Annotated in this window: 20 protein-coding genes and 1 tRNA gene; 12 read left to right on the top strand and 9 right to left on the bottom strand. The window is 65.7% G+C overall.

The features are described from left to right. Positions 1-40: 40 nt before the first annotated feature. Entirely contained in the window at positions 41-547 is a 507-nt protein-coding gene (locus tag NX780_RS24010) for a host attachment protein (RefSeq protein WP_258830413.1), read from the bottom strand. A gap of 263 nt (positions 548-810) precedes the next feature. Between NX780_RS24010 and NX780_RS24005 the strand changes: the two genes are divergently transcribed. From NX780_RS24005 to NX780_RS23995, 3 genes are all read left to right on the top strand, one after another. Further along, on the top strand, positions 811-1,683 hold the full coding sequence (locus NX780_RS24005; protein ID WP_258830412.1) for a class I SAM-dependent methyltransferase: 873 nt from the start codon (positions 811-813) through the stop codon (positions 1,681-1,683). Positions 1,684-1,818: 135 nt separating this feature from the next. Beyond that, positions 1,819-2,961, top strand: a complete 1,143-nt coding sequence (locus NX780_RS24000; protein WP_258830411.1) for a branched-chain amino acid ABC transporter substrate-binding protein — start codon at positions 1,819-1,821, stop codon at positions 2,959-2,961. A 131-nt stretch (positions 2,962-3,092) separates the two neighbouring features. Next, a complete protein-coding gene (locus NX780_RS23995) occupies positions 3,093-5,162 on the top strand; it encodes a M13 family metallopeptidase (RefSeq protein ID WP_258830410.1) in 2,070 nt (689 codons plus the stop codon). A gap of 79 nt (positions 5,163-5,241) precedes the next feature. On the opposite strand, the gene NX780_RS23990 is transcribed toward NX780_RS23995, so the two are convergent. Further along, positions 5,242-5,682, bottom strand: a complete 441-nt coding sequence (locus NX780_RS23990; protein WP_258830409.1) for a nuclear transport factor 2 family protein — start codon at positions 5,680-5,682, stop codon at positions 5,242-5,244. Between the two features lie 234 nt (positions 5,683-5,916). Here NX780_RS23990 and NX780_RS23985 point away from each other — a divergent pair, with 234 nt between their 5' ends. After that, complete coding sequence (locus NX780_RS23985; protein WP_258830408.1) at positions 5,917-6,756, top strand: DUF6216 family protein; 840 nt, start codon at positions 5,917-5,919, stop codon at positions 6,754-6,756. A gap of 69 nt (positions 6,757-6,825) precedes the next feature. On the opposite strand, the gene NX780_RS23980 is transcribed toward NX780_RS23985, so the two are convergent. Beyond that, a complete protein-coding gene (locus NX780_RS23980; protein ID WP_258830407.1) occupies positions 6,826-7,197 on the bottom strand; it encodes a VOC family protein in 372 nt (123 codons plus the stop codon). Positions 7,198-7,372: 175 nt separating this feature from the next. Between NX780_RS23980 and NX780_RS23975 the strand changes: the two genes are divergently transcribed. Both NX780_RS23975 and NX780_RS23970 read left to right on the top strand, forming a co-directional pair. Next, positions 7,373-8,935, top strand: coding sequence for an AbgT family transporter (locus NX780_RS23975; protein WP_258830406.1), 1,563 nt, complete (start codon positions 7,373-7,375; stop codon positions 8,933-8,935). Positions 8,936-8,973: 38 nt separating this feature from the next. Beyond that, positions 8,974-10,623, top strand: a complete 1,650-nt coding sequence (locus NX780_RS23970) for a M28 family metallopeptidase (RefSeq protein ID WP_370663647.1) — start codon at positions 8,974-8,976, stop codon at positions 10,621-10,623. Between the two features lie 45 nt (positions 10,624-10,668). On the opposite strand, the gene NX780_RS23965 is transcribed toward NX780_RS23970, so the two are convergent. Further along, the gene (locus NX780_RS23965; protein WP_258830405.1) at positions 10,669-11,931 is read right to left on the bottom strand and encodes an MFS transporter; all 1,263 of its coding nucleotides are present in this window, start codon (positions 11,929-11,931) and stop codon (positions 10,669-10,671) included. Next, positions 11,921-13,471: an FAD-dependent oxidoreductase gene (locus tag NX780_RS23960; RefSeq protein ID WP_258830404.1), complete on the bottom strand. Its 1,551-nt coding sequence runs from the start codon at positions 13,469-13,471 to the stop codon at positions 11,921-11,923. Before NX780_RS23960 ends, NX780_RS23965 begins: the two co-directional genes overlap by 11 nt. A gap of 44 nt (positions 13,472-13,515) precedes the next feature. Here NX780_RS23960 and NX780_RS23955 point away from each other — a divergent pair, with 44 nt between their 5' ends. Next, the gene (locus NX780_RS23955) at positions 13,516-14,019 is read left to right on the top strand and encodes a MarR family winged helix-turn-helix transcriptional regulator (RefSeq protein WP_258830403.1); all 504 of its coding nucleotides are present in this window, start codon (positions 13,516-13,518) and stop codon (positions 14,017-14,019) included. 76 nt (positions 14,020-14,095) lie between these two features. On the opposite strand, the gene NX780_RS23950 is transcribed toward NX780_RS23955, so the two are convergent. From NX780_RS23950 to NX780_RS23935, 4 genes are all read right to left on the bottom strand, one after another. Further along, entirely contained in the window at positions 14,096-15,553 is a 1,458-nt protein-coding gene (locus NX780_RS23950; protein ID WP_258830402.1) for a PA domain-containing protein, read from the bottom strand. A gap of 2 nt (positions 15,554-15,555) precedes the next feature. Further along, positions 15,556-15,984, bottom strand: coding sequence for a post-PEP-CTERM-1 domain-containing protein (locus NX780_RS23945; RefSeq protein WP_258830401.1), 429 nt, complete (start codon positions 15,982-15,984; stop codon positions 15,556-15,558). A gap of 76 nt (positions 15,985-16,060) precedes the next feature. Beyond that, positions 16,061-16,699: a choice-of-anchor J family PEP-CTERM protein gene (locus NX780_RS23940; RefSeq protein WP_258830400.1), complete on the bottom strand. Its 639-nt coding sequence runs from the start codon at positions 16,697-16,699 to the stop codon at positions 16,061-16,063. Positions 16,700-17,186: 487 nt separating this feature from the next. Further along, a tRNA-Phe gene (locus tag NX780_RS23935) sits at positions 17,187-17,262 on the bottom strand. A 121-nt stretch (positions 17,263-17,383) separates the two neighbouring features. On the opposite strand from NX780_RS23935, the gene NX780_RS23930 reads away from it, so the two are divergent. From NX780_RS23930 to NX780_RS23910, 5 genes are all read left to right on the top strand, one after another. After that, positions 17,384-18,610, top strand: a complete 1,227-nt coding sequence (locus NX780_RS23930) for an FAD-dependent monooxygenase (RefSeq protein WP_370663646.1) — start codon at positions 17,384-17,386, stop codon at positions 18,608-18,610. 17 nt (positions 18,611-18,627) lie between these two features. Continuing rightward, the gene (locus NX780_RS23925; RefSeq protein WP_258830398.1) at positions 18,628-19,344 is read left to right on the top strand and encodes a DsbC family protein; all 717 of its coding nucleotides are present in this window, start codon (positions 18,628-18,630) and stop codon (positions 19,342-19,344) included. A gap of 137 nt (positions 19,345-19,481) precedes the next feature. Further along, a complete protein-coding gene (locus NX780_RS23920) occupies positions 19,482-19,940 on the top strand; it encodes a (2Fe-2S)-binding protein (RefSeq protein WP_258830397.1) in 459 nt (152 codons plus the stop codon). Positions 19,941-19,950: 10 nt separating this feature from the next. After that, positions 19,951-22,164 carry a xanthine dehydrogenase family protein molybdopterin-binding subunit gene (locus NX780_RS23915; protein ID WP_258830396.1) on the top strand — a complete coding sequence of 738 codons (2,214 nt, stop codon included), beginning with the start codon at positions 19,951-19,953 and terminating at the stop codon, positions 22,162-22,164. Between the two features lie 3 nt (positions 22,165-22,167). After that, on the top strand, positions 22,168-22,743 hold the full coding sequence (locus NX780_RS23910; protein ID WP_258830395.1) for a nucleotidyltransferase family protein: 576 nt from the start codon (positions 22,168-22,170) through the stop codon (positions 22,741-22,743). Positions 22,744-22,768 lie beyond the last annotated feature (25 nt).

Genomic DNA, 22,768 nt, shown 5'->3' with positions numbered 1-22,768 from the left:
CGCCAGGCGTCCTGCCTGGCGTGCCTGATGCAGCGATGCCTTAGTGCGGCCTGGTCTGCTGCGCGTACAGTTGCTCGCGCAGCTGCTGGGCGCTCGAGTGCGTGTAGTCCTTGTTGACCTCGGTCTTGATCAGCTGCTGGACCTGCGGGTTGAGCTTGGTGCGCAGCACGCCCAGGAATTCCGGCGAGGCGGCCAGCATCAGCTGCTGGTAGCGGCCTTCCTGGTGCGACTTGAGGAGGAATTCCGCCACGTCCTTGGCGAACAGGTCGGTCGCATGCTGCTGCGGCGTCTGGGCAGGCTGGTATTGCTTGTTCGGCGCGCCCGCCTGGGCATTGTGCGCAAAGCCGGCGCCGCCATTGCTTCCGATATTGTGCGCGCTGCCGGCGGCCGAGGTCGGGCCTAGCCGGTCGGTCTCGGTATCCATGGTGCGCAGCTGCGCGGCGGAGTTGACCATGTCCTGCATTTCCTGCAAGGGCTCGTTGGCGTCGGACTCGGAGAAGAATCGTGCACGGCCCGCATTGGCCGCAATAATCCAGGTTGTTGGCATGCTACCCCCTGTCGGTTGTGAGTTGTTGGCGATCGCGTGCAACAAGGCTCATGACGGGCGGAAATACCTGCACAAACAGCAGGCCTCCGGCCCATGGCGGTGGCCATGTGCAGCTCGATCAGGTGTTGGCCCAGTATAGCCCCGCTTCCCGAAGCCCGGCGCACCAACGCCGGCTACCGTGCGCGGGTTGAAGCCGTACGTGATCTTTTGCACGCCCCGCATGTCTAACCGAGCTTCCCTGGCTTTTTCGAAGGAGAGCTACGATGAGTCAACCTGTTCCTTCCACCCCGGCGCCGCGCCAGCCGGATGCCGTCGGGCCGGATTATGCGGCCATCAAGCAGCGCCAGCAGGCCACCTGGGCCAGCGGCGACTTCGCCGTCGTCGGCGTCACCCTGCAGATCGTCGGAGAGTCGCTGGCCGAGGCGGCCGACATCCGCGCCGGCGAGCGCGTCATCGACATCGCGGCCGGCAACGGCAATGCCAGCCTGGCCGCCGCGCACCGCTTCGCGCGCGTCACCTCCACCGACTACGTTCCCGGGCTGCTCGAGAAGGGGCGCGCACGGGCGGCGGCCGAAGGCCTGCAGATCGACTTCCGCGAGGCCGATGCCGAGGCGCTGCCCTTCGGAGACGCCAGCTTCGACGTCGCCCTGTCCACCTTCGGGGTCATGTTCGCCCCCGACCAGCAGCGCTGCGCGCGCGAGATGATGCGGGTGCTGCGTCCCGGCGGGCGGATCGGCCTCGCCAACTGGACGGCGGAGGGCATGATCGGCCAGCTGTTCAAGACCCTGGGCCGCTACGTGGCGCCTCCCGCCGGCCTGTCACCGCCTTCGCTGTGGGGCAATGAAGACTACCTGCGCCAGCTCTTCGGCGCGGACGCCGCCAGCATCCGCTGCACACGCCGGATCTTCAACTTCCGCTATGCCTCGCCGGCGCACTGGATCCAGGTCTTCCGCGACTACTACGGCCCCCTGCACAAGGCCTTCGCCGCGCTCGACCCCGACGGACAGCAGGCCCTGGAGGCCGATATCGCCGCCATGCTCCAGCGCTTCAACGTGGCCGGCGACGCCTCGCTGGTGGCGCCAGCCGAATACCTCGAGGCGGTGATCATCAAACGCCTGCCCGAGGTCCTGCACTGAGACCCCAAGCACTGCGCGGCGGGCCGGCGCCGGCCCGCCGCGCCATTTCTTCGCCACGGCAGGCCGCACGCTTGCCGCTGGCTGTCCATCTTTCCCGGCAGTACAATCGAAGCCATCCCTTCGAGAAAGGCTGCCATGCGCTCGATCGCACTGTTGTCCGCACTCCTCCTCACCCTGCCGGCCGCACCCGCGAGCGCCCAGCGCGACGTCATCATCGGCACCGCCTCGCCCCTGTCCGGTCCCGGCGCCCACCAGGGCAAGGACATCGAGAACGGCGCCCGCATGGCCATCGACGAACTGAACGCCAAGGGCATCGTGCTGGACGGGCAAAAGGTGCGCTGGCGCCTGATGGCGGAGGACGACGCCAGCGACCCGAAGACCGGCACGGCGGTGGCCCAGAAACTGGTCGATGCGCGCGTGGCCGCGGTGGTCGGCCACCTGAATTCCGGCCCCACGGTGCCGGCATCGAAGATCTATGCGAGCGCGGGCGTGCCCCAGATTTCGCCGGCGGCGACCACGCCGGTCTACACCCGCCAGGGCTACAGGACGGCGTTCAGGGTGGTGGCCGACGACAGCCTGATCGGCCGCACCCTGGCCGGCCATGCCCTCGTGGCCCTGAAGGCGAAACGCATCGCTGTCATCGACGACCGCACCGCCTTCGGCCAGGGCCTGGCCGATGAGTTCCTGAAGGAGGTGCGCAAGCGCGGCGGCGCCGCCATCGTCAGCCGCCAGTTCACCCACGACAAGGCGACCGATTTCAGCGCCATCCTGACCCAGATCCGCGGCAAGCGGCCGGACGTGATCTTCTACGGCGGCATGGACGCGGTGGCCGGCCCCATGCTCAAGCAGATGAAGACGCTGGGCCTGCAGGCGGCCATGGTGTCGGGGGACGGCGTGTGCTCGGAAAAGTTGCCGCTGCTGGCAGGCGATGCGCTGGGCGACGGCAAGGTGGTGTGCGCCGTGGCCGGCGGCGTCGAAGGGCCGCGCGAAGCCGGCTACGCCGCTTTCCTCGAACGCTATCGCCAGCGCTACGGCATGCCGGTGGAGACCTATGCGCCCTATGCCTACGATGCGGTGATGGTGTTCGCGCAGGCGATGCAAAAGGCGGGCTCGGCGCAGCCCGCGCGCTTCCTGCCGGCGCTGGCCGCCGTACGCCACGAGGGCGTGACGGGTTCCATCGCCTTCGATGCGAAGGGCGACCTGCGGGACGCCGCAATGACGCTGTACACCTACCGCCAGGGCAAGAAGGTCAAGCTCCAGGTAGTGCACGGCATGTAATGCGCGGCCGTTGAAATGCATATGCGTATTGACGAGCGTATGTAACAACAACTGTACAAATCTGGCCTTGGCATGGCGCTTCCAGTTGGATTAGGATCATTTGATTCCTAACATCAACAATGGAGAATGAGATGAAGCGTAGCCTGTGCAGCAGTGTGATTGCGGGGTTGTTCGTCGTTGCCGCACCTGCCTTTGCGCACGGCGGCGCTGCCGCCACCACGGCGCCATCGTCCGCCGTCGCCGGCTCGGCTTCCGGCATCGAAATCGCATCGATGGACCGCGAAGTCCGCCCCCAGGACGATTTCTTCCGCTACACCCAGGGCAAGTGGCTGAAGGACGTTGAGATTCCGTCGGACCGTTCCAGCTGGGGCGCCTTCAACATCGCCCAGGAGCGCGTCGAGCAGCAGATCAGCGCCATCATCGCCGACGCCGCCGCCCAGAAGAATGCGAAAGCCGGCTCGGAAGCCCAGAAGATCGGCGACCTCTACACCAGCTACGTCGACCAGGCGCGCCGTGACCAGCTCGGCCTGGCGCCTTTGAAGGCAGAACTGGCGCGCATCCAGGCGCTGAAGGACAAGCGCGGCATTGCAACCCTGATGGCGCGCCTCGACCGCATCGGCGTCGACGGCCCGGTCGGCATGGGCGTGGGCCAGGACAACCGTGATTCGACGCGCTACGTGGTCGGCATCTCGCAATCCGGCCTCGGCATGCCCGACCGCGACTACTACCTGAACGACAAGGACGCGCGCTTGAAGGACATCCGCGCCAAGTACCAGACCCACGTCGAAAAGATGCTGGCCCTTGGCGGCCACCAGGACGCGGCTGCCAAGGCAGAGAGAATCGTAGCGCTGGAAACCGACATCGCCCGCATCCAGTGGACCAAGGTCGAGAACCGCGACCCGGTCAAACGCTACAACAAGAAGACCCTGGCCGAGCTGCGCGCCCTGGCGCCTGGCTTCGACTGGGACGCCTACCTGAAGGGCACGGGCGCCGGCAAGGTTACCTCCGTGATCGTCAGCCAGCCGTCCTACCTCGAAGGCCTGGACAAGCTGATCGCGGCCACCCCGGTCGACACCTGGAAGTCCTATTTCGAATTCCGCATGCTCAGCAGCTATGCGCCTTACCTGTCGCAGGCCTTCGTCGACGAAAGCTTCGCCTTCCGCGGCGCCGTGCTGTCGGGCCAGAAGGAAAACCGTCCGCTGGAAAAGCGCGCGATCGCCGAAGTGAACCGCACCCTGAGCGAAGTCGTGGGCAAGGCCTACGTGACCCAGCACTTCCCGCCGGAGCGCAAGCAGCAGGTGCTGGACATGGCGAAGAACTTCATCACCGCCTTCGGTGAAGGCATCGACCAGCTCGAGTGGATGTCGCCGGAGACCAAGAAGCAGGCGCATGCCAAGCTGGCCAAGATCAACGTCAAGATCGGCTACCCGGACAAATGGCGCGACTATTCCAGGCTGAAGATCGTGCGCGGCGACCTGGTCGGCAACGTGATCCGCGCGCGCGAGTTCGGCCACGACTACATGGTGAACCGCCTCGGCAAGCCGGTCGACCGCAGCGTCTGGGGCATGTCGCCGCAGACCGTCAACGCCTACTACAGCCCGACCCTGAACGAGGTCGTGTTCCCGGCGGCGCGCCTGCAGTACCCGCTGTATGACGCGAACGCCGAGCCGGCGGTGAACTACGGTTCGGTCGGCATCTCGATCGGCCACGAGATCAGTCACGCCTTCGACGACAAGGGTTCGCAGTACGACGGCGACGGCAACCTGCGCAACTGGTGGACCGAAGAGGATGCCAAGCAGTTCGCGGCGCGCGGCAAGGTGCTGGTGGACCAATACGCCGGCTACAGCCCGCTGCCGGGCTACCACCTGAACGGCGAGCTGACCCTGGGCGAGAACATCGCCGACAATGCCGGCGCCATCATGGCCAGCCGCGCTTACAAGATCTACCTGGAGGGCAAGCCCGGCCCGGTGATCGACGGCTTCACCGCCGAGCAGCGCCTGTTCATGGGCCTGTCGCAGGCGCGCAAGGGCAAGGCGCGCGACGCCGCGCTGATCTCGCAGGTCAAGGTCGACCCGCACTCGCCGTCGGAATTCCGCGTCAACGGCAGCCTGCGCAACCACCCCGGCTTCTACGAAGCCTTCGACGTCAAGCCGGGCGACAAGATGTACCTGGACCCGAAGGATCGCGTGATCTTCTGGTAAGCGGGGGCGCTACGCCGTACCCGGAAAACGCTACCGGAAGGTGGCGTTTTTCATTGGTGGCAGGCAGCTGGCAGCTTGCTCAGTGGGGCGCCGGCGTGGCCGTCGCCTCGGCAAGCGGGAAGCATCCGTAGGCCTCGACCGCGACGTGAACGTCGAGGAATTCGCGGAATGCCATGATCTGTCCGTCGGCGACCGTGAACACGTGTACCCAGTCGCTTTCGAACTCGCGGCCCGTGTCACGCGCCGTCCAGGCGCCATGGCCGAGGACCACGACCTTGTCGGCCTGGGCGATGAACTCACGGGGCGTGAGTTCGCGAGTTTCTTGCAGTTCGCTGTTCATCCGAAAGTAATCGGCCACCTGCTCGCGTCCCTGGCGCCTGCCGGTGAAGCAGAGCTTCGGCACGGCCGGGATTTCCCAGGTGATGCCGGGCGCCATGCACGCCAGGACGTGCTCCAGATCGTGGTTGGCAAACGCCGCATAGGCCTGGCGCACCAGGTCGACATTCTGTTGCTCGCTCATCGCCGTCTCCTGCAAAGCCTGGATGGGATTTCAGTATCGTTCAGAATCGCGATTGTGCAAGCTGCCCCATGCTGAATCCACAAGCACAGCAAGGAAGTACCGCGGCTTTGAGAAATTATCAATAGTAATTTCTAGTAGGCAATATCGGTGCATTTTCTACGGTAGACTCCTTATTCATATAGATGCACACCTCTCAAAAGGGGCGCTGCTTAACAATGAATTAAAAGGAGTTTTATGGTCGATCTCGAGACGTTCACCACTGTCCGCGATTTACTGGTCGGACCTACAGGCTTTGTCATTCTGCTGACAGTTGTGGTCGCCCTCGTTTACTGGCGAACTCGTTCCTTGCACGTATTCTGGTACCGACTTTGGAGATTGTTCGTCAGTCGGCAATGCAGGCCAGACTCGGCGGTGGAGCGTTACCATGAAGATCAGATGGAGATGCTTAAGTTCCGCTTCTGTACCCATATTCCTGTTCGTACTCCGCTTCAGATACCGCCAATCATCGACTGGATGCGTCGTCATGACCAGGATGCGGCTGCAATCGTCGCATGCGGCGCATATTTCGATGTAGCCAAACCCGGGTTGACGCAAGCGGCCGACAGTTTCAATCGGAAATGGGTTCTTATGCCGTTTGCGATGGCAATTGTTTTCTTTCTGGCGACGTTTGCAGCAGGCATGGGCGCAAGTTTAGATCGTGCTTTGTTACAGTTTAAGGCAACCGGCAACTGGTTTTTCCTTGACGAGAACGGTGCCAGACCGCTCGGTGATAGTCCGGGCTTCTTGTTCAGCAAATGTGGTGCTTCTTCTGACGTCCTCGCCAAGGAATCTGGTTTCGAGCCTCAGGAGGTTTCGATTTTGTGTGATGCCGCTCGTACGGACGATGTGGTCAAATTCGTTCGGAAAGTGGTAGGCCAGCAACGCATTGGGTTTGGAGCGTTTGCACTATTCTTGTTGGGCGCAACATTGACTTTTGCGAGCGCGGTCGGACGTGTCAACGCGATGCTAAAGTTACGTCAAATAGTGCGTGAAAAAGCAGACGCACAGCCAGAAGCAGAAGCATCAACTGGATGAGCGAATCCAGTCCTGGGAGACGCACCTCAGAGTTTCGCAAGGCTAGTATATTTCTTGCGCAGCCCTGTTTCAGACCCGCACAGTCTCGATCAGTTCGACGCGGTTACCGAAGGGGTCTTCGATTCCCGCGCGGCGGCGCCTGTAGACCTGGGCCTCTTCGCGCACCTCGACGCCGCGTTCCCGCAACAGTGCGCAATAGGCGTCGAAGTCCTCGATGAGAAAGGCCGGATGCGCCTTCTTGGCCGGCACGAAGCCGGCCTGCCCACCAATGTGCAGCTGGGAGGCGCCGGCGGTGTACCACACGCCTCCCGAGGCGTTCAGCGGCGCCGGCTTCGCTACCTCGGCCAGGCCCAGCACGCCGCCGTAGAAGGCGCGCGCCGCCTCGTCGGCGCCCGGGGGGATGGCGACCTGGACATGGTCGATACCGGCGATGTGGGGCATGACAGTCTCCGCGGTGTTGGCGAAGCCCTATTATCGCATCCGCCGGCCGGCCCGGTCCCTGCCGTGGCCTCGGCACGGCCATCGGCAAAGTTCCCTTTATTGCCGAGTTGCTGTGCTACTCTCATCGTTTGTTCTTCGACAAGGGTATGTCATGGCTGAAAAGACGCAAACGCAGATGCCTGCCGGGAAAGCCGGCGGACTCAATCGCATCCTGAACGCGGTCGAAGTGGTCGGCAACAAGCTGCCCGATCCGGCGATCCTGTTCGCCCTGCTGCTGGCCGTGGTCTGGCTGGCCTCGTGGGCGATGTCGGGCATGGTGTTTACCGAGATCGATCCGCGTTCCGGCCAGGCCATCCAGATCAAGAACCTGCTCTCGCCTACCGCCCTGACGGACTTTGCATCGCGCATGGTCAATACCTTCGTCACCTTCCCGCCGCTGGGCGTGGTGCTGGTGGCGATGCTGGGCCTCGGCGTGGCGGAGTACACCGGCTTCATCAACGCTGGCCTGCGCAAGATCCTGTCGGTCACCCCCAGGCGCCTGCTCACCCCGGTGCTGGTCGGCGTCGGCGTGCTGAGCCATGTGGCCGTCGACGCCGGCTATGTGCTGGTGATTCCGCTGGGAGCCGTGATCTTCTATGCGGCCGGACGCCATCCGCTGGCCGGCATCTCGGCTGCCTTCTTCGGCGTGTCCGGCGGCTTCTCGGCCACCTTCTTCCTGCCTTCCAGCCTCGATCCGCTGCTGGCCGGCCTGACCCAGGTGGCGGCGCGGCTCTCGTCCGACCCGGCCGCCGCCTCGGTCGTCATCAATCCCCTGAACAATTACTACTTCACGACGGCATCGCTGTTCCTGGTGATCTCCGTCGGCTGGTTCCTGACCGACAGGATCATCGAACCGCGCCTGAAGAAAACCGCGGTCGTCGATGCCGATCCGGCGGTCTTGCCCAAGATGGACGAACTGCAGCCTCTCGAGCGCAAGGGCCTGCGCTGGGCCGGCATCGCGATGGTCGCCAGCCTGGCGCTGCTGGTGCTGTCGATCGTGCCGGAAAGCTCGGCATGGCGTGCGCCGGACACCCGTGAGATCACCCATGCGTCCGCACCCCTGATGCAGTCGATCGTCCCGCTGATCTTCATCTTCTTCCTGATCCCGGGCGTGGTGTACGGCTATGTCGCCGGCACTGCAAGGAACCACCGCGACATCGTCAAGGGGATGAGCCATGCCATGAGCGGCATGGGCTATTACGTCGTCATGGCCTTCTTCTGCGCGCAGTTCATCTTCGCCTTCGGGCAGTCGAACCTGGGCGCGCTGCTGGCGATCAAGGGCGCCCTGTGGCTCAAGGAGATGGCCTTCCCGATGGGCGTCACCCTGGCCGGCATCGTGCTCCTCACGGCGACGGTCAACCTGTTCGTCGGTTCGGCCTCCGCGAAATGGGCCCTGATCGGCGCAGTCATGGTGCCCATGCTGATGGAACTCGGCGTCTCGCCCGACATGACCCAGGCTGCCTACCGCGTCGGCGACTCCTCGACCAACATCATCACGCCGCTGCTGCCTTACTTCCCGCTGATTATCGTGTTCTGCCAAAAATACGTGCAGTCGACCGGCATCGGCACGCTCATCGCCCTGATGCTGCCGTATTCGGTGGCGATGCTGGTATGCTGGACCGCGTTCCTGCTCGGCTTCTGGGCGCTGGACATCCCGCTTGGCGTCGGATCGACCTACACCTACCCGGCAGCGGACTGAACGCCCTCTATCCCTCTTCGCTACGACATGGAGACTGTGTGAAATACGCTACGCTAGTTCTGATGGGCCTTGCCGTGACCACCGCGCAGGCCGCCGACGGGCCGCGCTTCGATCCGAAGCGCCTGGCCCAGGATGTCAAGACCTTGTCCTCGGACGAATTCGAAGGCCGCAGCCCGAACAGCGCCGGCGAAACCAGAACGGTCGATTATCTGGTCCAGCAGTTCAAGGCGGCCGGCCTGCAGCCGGGCGGCGACCTGGCGGGTGGCAAGCGCGCCTGGACCCAGGACGTGCCCCTCGGGCGCTTCGAGATCAAGGGCCCGGTTGCGCTGAGCCTGGTTGAGGCCGGCAAGACGCGCAGCCTGAAGCAGGGCGACGACATGGCGGTGCGCGCCTCGATGAGCGGCATGAAGCAGGTCTCCTTCAAGAATGCGCCACTGGTCTTCGTCGGCTACGGCGTCACCGCGCCGGAGCGCAAATGGGACGATTTCAAGGGCGTGGACCTGAAGGGCAAGCTGGCCGTGGTCCTGATCAACGACCCGGACTTCGAGACCGGGCAGGGCGAGTTCGGCGGCAAGGCGATGACCTATTACGGGCGCTGGACCTACAAGTACGAGGAAATGGCACGCCGCGGAGCGCTGGGCACCATCATCGTGCACGAGACCGCGCCGGCTTCCTACGGCTGGGCGACGGTGAAGAATTCGAATACCAACGTGATGTACGACGTGGTGCGCAAGGAGCCGCTCAAGTCGCATGCGCCGATGGAAGCCTGGATCCAGCGCGACCTCGCCGCCGGCATCTTCAAGAGCGCCGGGTTCGACTTCGACGCGCTCAAGAAACAGGCGCAAACGCGCGACTTCAAGCCGGTCGAACTGAAAGGCGTGACCCTGTCGGCCGACTACGCGGTCGATGCCCAGGTCATCAAGTCGAAGAACGTGGTCGCCATCCGCCCGGGCAGCAAGCAGCCGGACCAGGTGGTGATCTACAGCGGCCACTGGGACCACCTGGGCGTGGGCCAGCCGGATGCGAAGGGCGACAAGATCTATAACGGCGCGGTGGACAACGCCACCGGCATCGCCGCCATGCTGGAACTGGCGCGCGCCTACGGCAAGGCACCGGCGCCGGCGCGCAGCGTCGTGTTCCTGGCGGTGACGGCCGAAGAAAAGGGCCTGCTCGGCTCGGAGTATTACGCGTCGAACCCGCTGTATCCGCTGGCCTCGACCGTGGCGGTGATCAATCTGGACGCCCTCAGCCCCTACGGCCCGGCAAACAACTTCACCATCTCGGGCAGCGCCAAGCTGGAACTGCTCGACCAGCTGGTCGCCAAGGCCAAGGGGTGGAACATGCGCTATTCGCCGGACCCGAAGCCGGAAGCGGGTTATTTCTTCCGCTCCGACCACTTCCCCTTTGCCAAGCGCGGTGTGCCGGCCATCTCTTTCGGTTCGGGTAACGACTGGGTCCAGGGCGGCGTCAAGGCGGGCAAGGCTTCGGAAGAGGCCTACACGGAGAAGAACTACCACCAGCCCTCGGACAATTTCGATCCAGGCTGGTCCTTCACCGGCATGGCGCGCGACCTGGAGCTGCTGTACGCGCTGGGCAGCGACCTGGCCAACTCCGGCAAGTGGCCGAACTGGGCTGCCGAATCGGAGTTCCGTGCGGCGCGCGACCAGTCGGCGTCCCTGCGCAAGTAAGACGGCTGGCGTCGCCCGCCAGGATGAGGCCAGGCCGGGTGCACGCTAGCCTGCTCCGGGTTTCGTGAGGTATCCCGCCTTGTCTACCTGCAGCCGGGCCAGCGTCACCACGGCTCCGGTCAGCGCGACAGCCAAGGCAACGCCGATCCAGACGCCGTACAGCGCGTACCCGAGGATGAATCCGCCCACGACGGGCGAAGCGGCATCCGCGACGGCGATCAGGGCCTGGACGCTGCCCATGACGACACCTTGCCGCTGCGCCGGCACATGCACCGACAGGGCGGCCAGGTAGGTGGGCTTGGCAAGGGCGTCGGCGGCGCCGACGCAGACAACCGCGAAGGCAAGCACGGGAATCGAGGTGGCGAGCCCGGCGGCCAGGAAACCGGCGCCCGACACGGCGAAGATCAGCACGATCAGCGTGCGCTCGGTGAAGCGCCTGCTCAGCCAGCCCAGCACCAGAATCTGGACGAGGACATTGACCACGCCGTCGGCCATCATGAGGTAGCTGAGCTCCTTCGGTCCGAAGGGATGGCCGTTCCAGACGAAAGTATCGGCAAGAAAGACCGGCAGCTGCGAGATCACCATGCCGTAGGCGAAGAAGTGGCACAGCATCACGCCGATCAGCAGGCGGACCGCAGGCGTATCCAGGAGGGCGCGCAAGGAGATCTTTCCACCTGCCGTTCCGGTCCCGGCGCCGGTGTCAAGGTGGGGCGCCGGGCGGCTGTCTCGCAGCAGCACGAAGGTCAGTACGGCGGCCAGCAGCGTCGACAGCAGGGCGGCGTGGACCGGCCTCGTGAGCGAGGCGCCGGACAACTGCCCCGCCAGACCCGCGCCGACGATGCCGCCCAGGCCGACGCCGCCCATCACGATGCCGATGGCCTGGCGCCGGTCCCGGGCATCCGAATGCTCGGTGACGTAGGCCGCCGCGGCCGCCAGATTACCTGCGCTCAACCCGAATAGCAGACGGGCGAACAGGATGACGGCGATGTTCGGTGCGCTGGAGAGCAGCAGCAGGCTCGCCGCCGCAAGAATCTGGCTGGCAAGCAGGATGCGCTTGCGGCCGAAGCGGTCGGCGAGCTGGCCGAGCAGGGGCGCGGAGCAGAACTGGCTGAGCGCTTCCACGGCGATGACGATGCCGATGACAGTCGGGGAACCGCCCATGTCTCTGACAAGAAATGGGAGCACGGGCATCACGCAGGACATGCCGGCGGCGACCAGGCTGACGACGGCGAAGACCGGCAGGATCATGCGCCAGTCCAGGGTGCCGGGCTTGCCTCTCCCCGCTTGCTGGCGATCCCTAGCAGGCATGTTCTGCTCCGGCAGTCAGGGCGCAGCCGCGCTGTTCCCGGCTGAATGGAAGCAGGCCCACGTGCGCCAGGTAGGGGGCGAGTTCCCCAGCCCGGTCCGCGTCGAAGGTCGCGCCGACATAGCCGTCCGGACGGACCAGTACGCACTCGCCCGGCGCCAGGCCATAGGCCTCGCGCACATGCCCCCATGCGTCGGCGACGTCGCCGTCGGGGCCGATATGGTGGATACGCAAGCGCGGTCTTGGCGCGGGCGGCGCGAAGCTGGCCTCGTAGGCGAGCAGCGTCCAGTGCGTCCCCTGGAACAGGTGGAACAGGCGCGAGGGCTGGCCGGCGGCCCCGTACACCGGCGCATCCGGCGCACGGTCTCCCGCCCGGATACCGGCCCGGCGTTCGGGCAGCTCTTTCGCGAGCGGCGAATCGGGGTAGCCGATATCGAGCTGGGACACCTCGCGCCCGCGTCGCATCCCGCCCTGTTTCTGGGCATCGAGCAGGCGGGTCGACAGCCCGAGCACGGCTTCGGCCACCGGGCGGCGCTCGGCCTCGTAGCTGTCGAGCAGCGCGTCCGCCGCCCCGCCCAGCGCGGCCGCGAGCTTCCAGCCCAGGTTGACGGCATCCTGCACGCTGGTATTCAGTCCTTGCCCCCCGGTCGGCGGATGCACGTGGGCGGCGTCGCCGACGAGGAAGGCTCGCTCCACGCGGTAGCGCTCGGCCAGCCGCGCGTTCATCTGGTATTCCGAGGCCCAGGACACCGACTGCACGCGGATGTCGGCACGCCCCGTGCGCGCGGCGATGAGGGCATTCAGGCCCGCGGCCGAGAGGTCCGCCGGCGCGTCGCGCGGAACCGGCGCCTGGATCTGGAACAGCTCGGTCCCGGCCAGGGGACAGATCGCCACCATCCGCTCCATGTCGCCATCGTTGAACTGGTGCCAGGCATCGCGGTCGAGTCCGCTTAGCAGAACGTCCGCCACCAAGGCATGCACGCCCAGCGTCTTGCCCGGAAAGTCCACGCCCAGCGCCTTTCTCACCAGGCTGCGGCCGCCATCGGCGCCGACCAGGTAGCGCACCTGAACGGTCTCCTCGCCGTCCATGCCGGCAAGATGCGCGCTGACGCCGTCCGGGCCTTGCTCGAAGTCCAGCAGCGTGCGTCCGAACTCCACTTCGTGCCCGAGCTCGCCCAGCCGGTCGCGCATGATGCGCTCGGTCAGGAACTGCGGGATCATCAGCGGAAGGTGGTAAGGCTCGGCCGGCGTCGGCGGCTGCGCCTGCGCCATGTCGGCCTCGACGTAGCTGCCGTCGGCCTGGTAGCGGCGCTGGCGTGGATAGAGACCACCGGCGGCCACGACGCGGTCGAGGATGCCCATGTCCTCGAACACTTCCTGCGTCCGCGGCTGGATGCCCTTGCCGCGCGAGCCGGCGAAGGGCGTTTCCATCCTGTCGATGATCCGGAACGCCACGTCGCGGCGCGCAAGTTCGATGGCGAGGGTGAGGCCAGCGGCGCCGGCGCCGCAAATCAGGACGTCGCTTGTCGTACGGTCATGCATATCAGCTCCTTTATGTGTAAAATACACCTAACTGGAGCCATGCTATGACATTTGAAAAAAATGTGCAAGATACACATATTTCGCAAAAGATGAGGGCGCTGCACGTTTCCCTGATCAGGATCGCGAGCGCCCTGAACCGGCCCCGCAACGACGAGAAGCTGATCGAGGCGGCGGGTGTACGCCTTGACCGGGCGCTGTTTTCCGTCCTCGTCACCATCGAACGGCTCGGACCGATCGGCGTGGTCGACCTGGCGGAACGTTCAGGTCGCGACTACACCACGGTCAGCCGCCAGGTCGCCAAGCTCGAGAGTCTGGGCCTGGTGGAACGCCGGGAAAATCCCCAGGACCGCCGCGTGCGCGAGGCGGTGATTTCCCCCGCGGGGAAGGACATGACCGATCGCATCGATGCCGCGCGCGAGCGCATGGCCGATGTGGTCTTCAGGGATTGGAGCAGGGAAGAAATCGAGGTCTTCGTGAAGCTGATGGGCAAGTTTGCCGTCGCGCTCGACGAAGAACTGCCGGGCGGCGAGGCGCAGGCCGGCGAATGAGCCGGAAGGCGGGCAGCCTGGGCCGCCCGCCCCGCCCTGGACCGCGGCGCCCAGGGCGCCGCGGTCCAGGCAGTGCTTACCAGCCCAGGTCCTTCAGCAGCGGCAGGGTCAGGTCCTTCGGCGGGACGACTTCCAGCGTCAGGTCGTCGTTGATGCTCGGCTCCATCAGCAGGTTCGGGACCGCCGTCACGTCGAAGTGCGAGACAGATGAACCGCCGACCAGCGGATTCGGCGTGTACAGCAGCGGACGGCCCGCCAGGTCGGCGCCGGCGCGGCGGCTCGGGTCGACCGAGAACGATGCGGTCACCTGGCCCGGCTGGGCGCGTGAGCCGAAGGGCTTGGCTGCGTTCACGGCCGCTTTCAGCTGTTCGCCGTCGGCCTGGGTGACGCCGACCGACGGAATCCGGATCGAGGAATCCGCCCCGCCGGGAGCGAAGGAGCCGGCCACGTTGTTCGCCAGGATCACGCCGACCGCGCCCGCATCCTGCGCATTCTTGACCTTCTGGGTGAAATTGCAGCCACCGCGGCTGATGATCGGTACCCGGCCTTTTGCCGCCGCCGCATTCGCCGCGTTGAACGGCGAGCAGCCATGGCCGAGTTCGCCGGCCTGGTTGGCGATCAGCGCCAGCGCGCCAAGCTTGCCGTTGCTCGGTGCGGCCGGGCCGAAGACCGACGGGCTGTAGTCGATCAGCGGAACGGCGCCGGCCGGGCTGGTCGACTTCACCACCGGCATCGGGGCCAGCATGCCGGCGGCGGCCCGCACATTGGGGCCATTCCAGGCCAGTTGCAGGGGATTGATCGCCGACGCCTTGCGCTCTGCCGGGGTCATCTCGAGCCAGGTCTTCTTGGCCGTGTTGTCGTACATGAAGCGTTCCCAGATGCTCGGGTAGCCGTAGTAGTAGCCGCCGGTTCCAGTGTTGACGCCGAGTACCGAGAAGCCCAGGCCGTGGCCGAGTTCGTGCATCAGGGTGGCTGCGAAGTCGACTTCGTCGCCATTGTTGCCGTCCAGGCCCAGGTAGAAGGGGCTGCCGTCGAGGCAGCCAGGCTGGCCGAGGCGGGCATTGAACTGAGTCTTGATGTCGACGTTGCCGTAGCCGCTGCCGTCGTCCGGTTGGCCTTCGGACAGGTTCTCGCCGAGCAGCTTGTTGGCGAGCGCCTGCGGGTAGAGGGTGTCCGGCTGGCCGGGCTCGGTGAGGATCCAGATGTTCCAGGCGCCGGCACTGCCAAGGGTGGCGCTGGTCGATGTGCAGGCCAGGTTTTCCCAGCCGGCCGAGACCGTGATCTCGACGTCGCTCTGCAGGTTGCGGCCCCAGACGTCGGCGACGTAGCGGTACACGTTCATGCGCTGTTCGCCGAGCGTGGTGCCCATATTGCCGCCGACCGGCTTGACCGGGGTCGGGTCGTTGAAGCCGTAGCCGGCCGGGTCGCGGCTCTGGATCTTGATGGTGGCGGCTTCGGCAGCCAGGCAGGTCAGGGCCGCGGCGGCAGCGATCAGCGAGCGGGCAGCGGTGCGCGAAATTGGTTTCATCTGCATGGTTACTCCGTGACGGCCTGGTTGGTGTGAACGTGACCTTTGGCGACGGCTTCGGCGCCGGCGCCATGCGAGTCGAAGCACTGGCGTTCGATGCTACCGTCGGCTTTGCGCACCGCGACGGACTGGGACATCATCTCGTCGGTCACGCGAAAGCCGCGCAGGCCGCTGCGGTGGACCTTGCTCAGCGGCTTCTGGGGCGCCACGCGCATCATGCTCCTGGCCGAGGCGGCCTGCGCCTGCAGCGCCGCCGCTTCGGCGGCGGTCGGCGCGCGCAGCTTGCCGGTTTCCGGATCCTTGACGACGGTCAGCGATTCCGCGGCCTGCGGGGCCGCATCCTGGGCGCTGGCGCCCTGCATGCTCAGGCCCAGCAGGGCCAGGGTGATGCCGGCGGCGCACAGCAGGCGCTGGCCGGAAGGGTGTTTCTGGGACATGGGATTCTCCTGGTATCGGGTTCGGTGAGGCGCGCGGGTCAAGGCGCGCTCCGGATGGCGAAACGGCGCGACTCGGTCAGCCGCGCTTGCGGCGGCGCGCCGCGACCAGGCCCATGGCGCCGGCGCCCAGGATCAGCATGCTCGACGGTTCCGGAATCTCGCTGACCGCGAAGCGGTCCAGGCCGATGTAGTTGGAGAGGTCCGCTTCACCCGTGTATTGCAGGGCGAAGCGGGCGTTGCCGGAGATGGCGCCTTTCTCGATGCGCGCCTGGTAGTGCACCCAGCCGTCGGTAGAGACGGTCGTCGGCGCCATCATGACGAATGCCGAGAGGTCGGTGCTGCCGTCGCTGAAGCCGAATGAGACCTGGTCGCTGTAGCCGTCGGCCGCGGCAGCGCGCATCCAGAACGAGACGATGACACCTTCGGCGAGGGAGAACTCGGGGGTGATCAGCCAGTTGTCGAGGCTCCCGCCCATCTCGGCGCTGTTGAAATTCGCGGCGATATAGCTGTTGGGCGCACCGCTCAATGCGCGGAACTGGGACTCGTCGCCCTGGAACCAGCCGATCGACCCAGGTGGCGTGCTGGCGTTGTTCATCACCCATCCCTTGCCGGCGAGGGTGCTCACATCGTCGAAACCTTCCTTGACAAGGAAGCCGGCCTGGGCCGACGCCATCATTCCCGACATTACCAGTGCAGCTAGTGCTTTCTTTATCATCGAGTACGCTCCATAGAGTTGGGCAGTGGGGCAGGGGCGCTTGTGGCGAACCGCCCGAGCTTAGCGGCTACATGTCTCCAGCCGATACATCTGTTAGGCATTTAACGTGCCAGCTCTCTAGGTACTTGATTTAGCGAAGAAATGTTGACCTCTTACAAAAGAAATACAGATGAATGTAAAACTATCCGACAAAAGCTGGACAAACAATTATATTTTGCACCATGAATGTGCAGAAACGGGCGCAGTGTCAATACGATGAGGATTCCACGAAGAAATGCTGCAATACGGTGGATAGAGTAAAAAAGTGGCGAAGGTGTGACTGCTCCTGCTGCTGCGGCGCTGCATCATAACGGGGCAGGTAGGCGGATGGAGTTGCGTCGGAAAAGCTGACACTTGGAGTCCTTCAGGGGGCAACAAATGTCTCAACGCTCTGACAGGCGGGGACTGAAAACAAAAACGCCACCCAAAGGTGGCGTTTGCGAATTCTTGGTGGCCCGGGGCGGAATCGAACCACCGACACAAGGATTTTCAATCCTCTGCTCTACCAACTGAGCTACCAGGCCAAGAGAGGCATGATTATAGCCAGCGATTTTCATCTGCGCAAGCCCCTGGCGGAATCCTGTTCCCACGGCCCCCCGCGCGCGGCCCCACAACGCCCGAGCGCGCTGTTGGCATCTCGCTATAATGTGTTTCATGACTACCACCACCGCCCAGCACCGCAGCGACGTCTGCATCGTCGGCAATGGCGCCATCGCCAAGACCGCCGCCCTCGGTTTCGCCCAGTCGGGGTACAGCGTCACCCTGCTGGTGCCGCCCTCGCGCCCGGCGCCGGAGGCTCCCACGGCCTCGGCCGCGGAAAAGCCCTGGGACGTGCGGGTCTATGCCCTGAACCACACGGCGCACGACCTGCTGGCCGGGCTCAAGGTCTGGGGCGCGCTCGACCTGGCGCGGGTGCAGGCGGTCGACGCGATGGACATCCATGGCGACGGCCAGCAGGGCGGCAACCTCGGCTTCGACGCCTTCGGCGCCCACGTCGGCACCCTGGCCTGGATCGTCGAGGACAGCAACCTGAACGGCGCCCTGGACGCGGCCCTGAAGTTCGCGGCGAACGTGCAGATCGTCTCCGGCTGCGCGGTGGACCTCACGTGCAGCGAAGCGGGGGCGGGCATCGTGCTCGAAGACGGCAGGAAGATCGCCTGCGAGCTGGTAGTCGGGGCGGACGGGCGCGAATCCTGGGTGCGCGGCCAGTGCGACATCGGGGTCGACTACCGCATGTACCACCAGCGCGCCATCGTCACCAATTTCGCCTGCGAGAAGCCGCACCACGGCGTGGCCTACCAGTGGTTCACCTGCGCCGACGGCATCATCGCGCTGCTGCCGCTGCCGGGCAAGCAGGTTTCGCTGGTCTGGTCGGCGCCCGAAACCCTGGCCGACACCCTCATGGACGAGTCGCTCGGCGAACTGGCGATCCGTCTCGGCGAGTACGCCGACGAAAAGCTGGGCGCCCTGCGCCCCCTGCAGCCGGACGCCGTCAAGGCCGTGCCGCTGGCGCTGGTGCGTCCGCACTCCCTGGTGGCGCCGCGCGTGGCCCTGGTGGGCGACGCCGCCCACGCCGTGCATCCGCTGGCCGGCCACGGCATGAACCTGGGCTTCGGCGACATCCACGACCTGCTGCAAGTGCTGCGCGAGCGCGAAGACCGGCGCGGCATCGCCGACGAGCGGGTGCTGGCGCGCTATGCCCGCAAGCGCAAGGAAGACGTGCTGCTCATGCAATGGGCAACCGATGGTCTCGAACGTTTGTTCGGCGCCAACCTCGAACCCGTACGCGTTGTCCGCAATTTCGGATTAAACTTGCTCGATAAATTGCCTATGGTTAAGCGTCGCCTGATGGCGCACGCGATGGGCAAGTAACCCTCAAGGAACACACCATGTTGAAAACCAAGGTCGCCGTCCTGCTGGCGACGGGCCTGCTCGCATCCTGCGTCGAGGCGCAGAACACCGAAGCCACCATCAAGAAGGCGCTCGAACCGAAGCTGGGCGGCGCCAAGATCGAATCGGTCCGCGAAACGCCCTACGGCGGCCTGTACGAGGTGCGCGTGGCCGGCGACATCCTGTACACCGACAAGAAGGGCGACTACCTGTTCATCGGCCACGTCTACGACACCAAGACCTCGACCGACCTGACCCGCGCCCGCATTGACGAAATCAACAAGATCAAGTTCTCGGAACTGCCGCTGGAGATGGCCCTCAAGCAGGTCAAGGGCGACGGCAAGCGCACCATCGCCGTGTTCGAAGACCCGAACTGCGGCTACTGCAAGCGCCTGCGCCAGACCACGCTGAAGGAACTGGACAACGTCACCATCTACACCTTCATGTACAACATCCTCTCCGAGGATTCCTTCACGAAGTCGAAGAACATCTGGTGCGCGCCGGACCGCGTGAAGGCCTGGGACGACTGGATGATCAACGGCAAGCTGCCGCCGAGCGCGCCGGCCGCCTGCGAAACGCCGAACGACAAGATCGTCGCCCTCGGCCAGAAACTCAAGATCCAGGGCACGCCGGCGATCTTCTTCACCGACGGCTCGCGCATTCCCGGCGCGGTCGACCTGAAGACGCTGGAAGCCAAGCTGCAAAGTCTCAAGTAGGGTGGACGGCTTCGCCGTCCGCGCGTTCAGCTAAAGAATGCGTCACCACTGCGCATCCGTGAGTTGAACGCGCGGTCGGCAGAGCCGACCACCCTACAAAAACAAGAACGTGACGTAGTCCACACTAGGGGTAGCACATGGTGACCTTGAACATCAACGGGCGCGACCTGCAGGTCGACGCCGATCCTTCCACGCCCATCCTCTGGGCGCTGCGCGACAACCTCAACATGACCGGCACCAAGTTCGGTTGCGGCGCGGCCCTGTGCGGCGCCTGCACCGTGCACCTGGACGGCAATCCGATCCGCTCCTGCATCACGCCGATTTCAAGCGCGCAGGGGATGAAGATCACCACCATCGAAGCGATGGAAAACGACAGCGTCGGCAAGGCGGTGCAGGACGCCTGGGTCAAGCACGACGTGCCGCAATGCGGCTACTGCCAGAGCGGCCAGGTGATGAGCGCCGTCGTCCTGCTGCGCACCAACAAGCGTCCGAGCGACGCCGACATCGACAATGCGATGAGCGGCAATATCTGCCGCTGCGGCACCTATCAACGGATCCGCGCGGCCATCAAGGATGCCGCCAAGACCCTGGCCTGAAGGAGAAGCCATGCACATCGACTGGATCGACCGCGCGGCAGCCGCCCGCGCCATCGGCAGCGGCCTGTCGCGCCGCGGCTTCCTGAAGACCGGCGCGCTGGCCACCAGCGGCCTGGTGCTGGGCTTCGTCGTCCCTGGCGCCAACCGCTTCGCCCAGGCCCAGGAGGCCAAGGTCTACGCCCCCAACGCTTTCCTGCGCATTGCGCCGGACAATACCGTCACCGTGATCGTCAACCGCCTGGAATTCGGGCAGGGCGTGCACACCTCGCTGCCGATGCTGATCGCCGAGGAACTCGACGCCGACTGGTCGCAGATGCGCGGCGAGCTGGCGCCGGCCGGCGACATCTATAAAGACCCGGCCTTCGGCATCCAGATCACCGGCGGTTCGGGCAGCATCGCGCGCGGCTTCAACCAGTACCGCGAGATCGGCGCCCGCGCCCGCGCCATGCTGGTGGCGGCCGCCGCCGAGCAGTGGAAGGTGGCGCCAGGCCAGTGCCGGACCGAGAAGGGCGTCGTATTCGGCCCGGCCGGCCAGAAGGCCAGCTACGGCTCGCTGGCCGACGCTGCGATGAAGCAGCCGGTGCCGGCCACCGTCGTGCTCAAGGAGCCGAAAGCCTTCCGCTACATCGGCAAACCGATGCGCCGCATCGATGCGCGCGCCAAGTCGAGCGGCCGCCAGCAGTTCGGCATCGACTTCAAGCCGGAAAATACCGTCACCGTCGTGGTGGCGCGCCCGCCGGTGTTCGGCGCCAAGGTGGCGAAGTTCGATGCCGCAGCCGCGCGCGCAGTGAAAGGCGTGCTCGCCGTGCTGGAAGTGGACCTGGACCGCGGCGCGCGTGGCGTGGCCGTGTTCGCAAAGGGCTACTGGCCGGCCAAGCAGGGCCGCGACGCCCTGAACGCCGAGTGGAATACGGGTGAGGTCGAGAAGGTGAGCAGCGAGGCCCAGCTGGCGCGCTACCGCGAGCTGGCCAAGGCGCCGGGCGGCGCTGTCGCGCGCCGGGCCGACGTCTCGACACTGGCCGGCGCGCCGCACCGCATCTCGGCCGTGTATGAATTCCCCTACCTGGCGCATGCGCCGATGGAGCCGCTCAACTGCGTGGTCGACCTGAAGGGCGATGCATGCACGATCTGGGCCGGCACCCAGTTCCAGACCGTGGACCAGCAGGTGGCAGCTACGCTGCTGGGCCTGAAACCCGAGCAGGTCACGATCAACACCATGATGGCCGGCGGCGGCTTCGGCCGGCGCGCGGTGCCGTCGTCGGACTGGATCGGCGACGCCGTGCGCATCGCCAAGGCCTATCGAGCCGCCGGCCACGCCGGTCCCGTGAAGGTCGTGTGGAGCCGCGAGGACGATATCCGCGGCGGCTACTACCGTCCCTCCTATGTGCACCGCGCCGACATCGGCATCGATGCGAAGGGCGAGATCGTGGCCTGGGACCACAAGGTGGTCGGCCAGTCGATCATGGCGGGCACCCTGTTCGAGCCGATGATGGTCAAGAACGGCGTCGACGGCACCACCATCGAGGGCATGGGCGAGCCGTATGCGCTGCCGATGAACCTCGCCGTCGAGGGCGTGAAGCAGAACGTGCCGGTGCTGTGGTGGCGTTCGGTCGGCTCGACCCATACCGCCTACGTGATGGAAACCCTGATCGACGAGGCGGCCCACGTCGCCAAGGTCGACCCGGTGGCCTACCGCAAGAAGCTGATGGGCGAGAAGCATGCGCGCCACCGCGCGGCCCTGGACCTGGCGGTCAGCAAGTCCGGCTACGGCAAGAAGGCGCTGGCCAAGGGACACGCCTGGGGCGTGGCGGTGCACGAGTCCTTCGGCTCGGTGGTCGCCTACGTGGTCGAGGCCTCGCTGGTCGACGGCGTACCGAAGCTGCACCGCGCGGTCGCCGGCGTGCACTGTAACCAGCCGGTGAATCCGCTCTCGATCGAGGCGCAGATCCAGGGCGCGGCGCTGATGGGTCTGGGCATGACCCTGCCGGGCGCCGCCATCACGCTCAAGGATGGCGTGGTGGAGCAGCAGAACTTCGGCGACTACGTGGTGGCGCGCCACCACGAGATGCCGCAGGTCGAGGTGCACATCGTGCCGTCGAACGATCCGCCCACCGGCATCGGCGAACCGGGCCTGCCGCCGCTGGCGCCGGCCTTTGCCAACGCTGTGTTCCGCCTGACCGGCAAGCGCCTGCGCAAGCTGCCTTTCGACCTGGCGTCGGCGTAAGCCATGGCGGCCCTGACCGGCATTCTGCTGGCTGCGGGGCGGGGCCGCCGCTTCGATCCCGCGGGGGCGCGCAACAAGCTCCTGCAAACGCTGCCCGGCGGCGAACCTGTCGTCGCGGCCAGCGCCCGCCATCTTCTTTCCTGCCTGCCGCGCGTGATCGCGGTCGTCGCACCAAGCGATGGCGGGGTAGGGGACATCCTGGGAGCGCTCGGCTGCGAGGTCACCGTGTGTCCTGACGCCGACACCGGCATGGGCGCTTCGCTCGTGCATGCGCTGCGGCATGCGCCGGTGTCAGAGGGCTGGCTGGTGGCGCTGGGCGACATGCCCTTTGTCGCGGATTCCACCCTCGCCGCACTGCGCGACGCGGTCCTGAACGGAGCCGGCATCGCCGTGCCGGTGCATGAAGGCCGGCGCGGCAACCCCGTCGCCTTCGGAGCCTGCCACCGTGAAGCGCTCCTGGGCCTGGGTGGCGACCAGGGCGCGCGCCGCCTCCTGCAAGCGCATTCCGTCACGGAAATCCTTGTTCCGGATCCGGGCATCCTGCGCGATATCGACACACCTTCGGACCTGCCTGCTTGACATATGCATGTCAATGTTTCCAGTC

This window comes from Massilia agri, assembly GCF_024753255.1.
GTDB lineage: Bacteria > Pseudomonadota > Gammaproteobacteria > Burkholderiales > Burkholderiaceae_D > Telluria > Telluria agri.
Note: the sequence above shows the minus strand (reverse complement) of the source record. Positions and strands in the feature narration are given on the sequence as shown.

Excerpts from the sequence above, each read along its gene's own strand:
- NX780_RS23915 (WP_258830396.1), top strand. The coding sequence starts at position 19,951 with ATGCACATCGACTGGATCGACCGCGCGGCAGCCGCCCGCGCCATCGGC.
- NX780_RS23965 (WP_258830405.1), bottom strand. The coding sequence starts at position 11,931 with ATGCCTGCTAGGGATCGCCAGCAAGCGGGGAGAGGCAAGCCCGGCACC.
- NX780_RS23910 (WP_258830395.1), top strand. The coding sequence starts at position 22,168 with ATGGCGGCCCTGACCGGCATTCTGCTGGCTGCGGGGCGGGGCCGCCGC.
- NX780_RS23975 (WP_258830406.1), top strand. The coding sequence starts at position 7,373 with ATGCCTGCCGGGAAAGCCGGCGGACTCAATCGCATCCTGAACGCGGTC.
- NX780_RS23930 (WP_370663646.1), top strand. The coding sequence starts at position 17,384 with ATGTGTTTCATGACTACCACCACCGCCCAGCACCGCAGCGACGTCTGC.
- NX780_RS24010 (WP_258830413.1), bottom strand. The coding sequence starts at position 547 with ATGCCAACAACCTGGATTATTGCGGCCAATGCGGGCCGTGCACGATTC.
- NX780_RS23920 (WP_258830397.1), top strand. The coding sequence starts at position 19,482 with ATGGTGACCTTGAACATCAACGGGCGCGACCTGCAGGTCGACGCCGAT.
- NX780_RS23950 (WP_258830402.1), bottom strand. The coding sequence starts at position 15,553 with ATGCAGATGAAACCAATTTCGCGCACCGCTGCCCGCTCGCTGATCGCT.
- NX780_RS23980 (WP_258830407.1), bottom strand. The coding sequence starts at position 7,197 with ATGCCCCACATCGCCGGTATCGACCATGTCCAGGTCGCCATCCCCCCG.
- NX780_RS23960 (WP_258830404.1), bottom strand. The coding sequence starts at position 13,471 with ATGCATGACCGTACGACAAGCGACGTCCTGATTTGCGGCGCCGGCGCC.
- NX780_RS23925 (WP_258830398.1), top strand. The coding sequence starts at position 18,628 with ATGTTGAAAACCAAGGTCGCCGTCCTGCTGGCGACGGGCCTGCTCGCA.
- NX780_RS23985 (WP_258830408.1), top strand. The coding sequence starts at position 5,917 with ATGGTCGATCTCGAGACGTTCACCACTGTCCGCGATTTACTGGTCGGA.
- NX780_RS23995 (WP_258830410.1), top strand. The coding sequence starts at position 3,093 with ATGAAGCGTAGCCTGTGCAGCAGTGTGATTGCGGGGTTGTTCGTCGTT.
- NX780_RS24000 (WP_258830411.1), top strand. The coding sequence starts at position 1,819 with ATGCGCTCGATCGCACTGTTGTCCGCACTCCTCCTCACCCTGCCGGCC.
- NX780_RS23945 (WP_258830401.1), bottom strand. The coding sequence starts at position 15,984 with ATGTCCCAGAAACACCCTTCCGGCCAGCGCCTGCTGTGCGCCGCCGGC.
- NX780_RS24005 (WP_258830412.1), top strand. The coding sequence starts at position 811 with ATGAGTCAACCTGTTCCTTCCACCCCGGCGCCGCGCCAGCCGGATGCC.
- NX780_RS23990 (WP_258830409.1), bottom strand. The coding sequence starts at position 5,682 with ATGAGCGAGCAACAGAATGTCGACCTGGTGCGCCAGGCCTATGCGGCG.
- NX780_RS23940 (WP_258830400.1), bottom strand. The coding sequence starts at position 16,699 with ATGATAAAGAAAGCACTAGCTGCACTGGTAATGTCGGGAATGATGGCG.
- NX780_RS23955 (WP_258830403.1), top strand. The coding sequence starts at position 13,516 with ATGACATTTGAAAAAAATGTGCAAGATACACATATTTCGCAAAAGATG.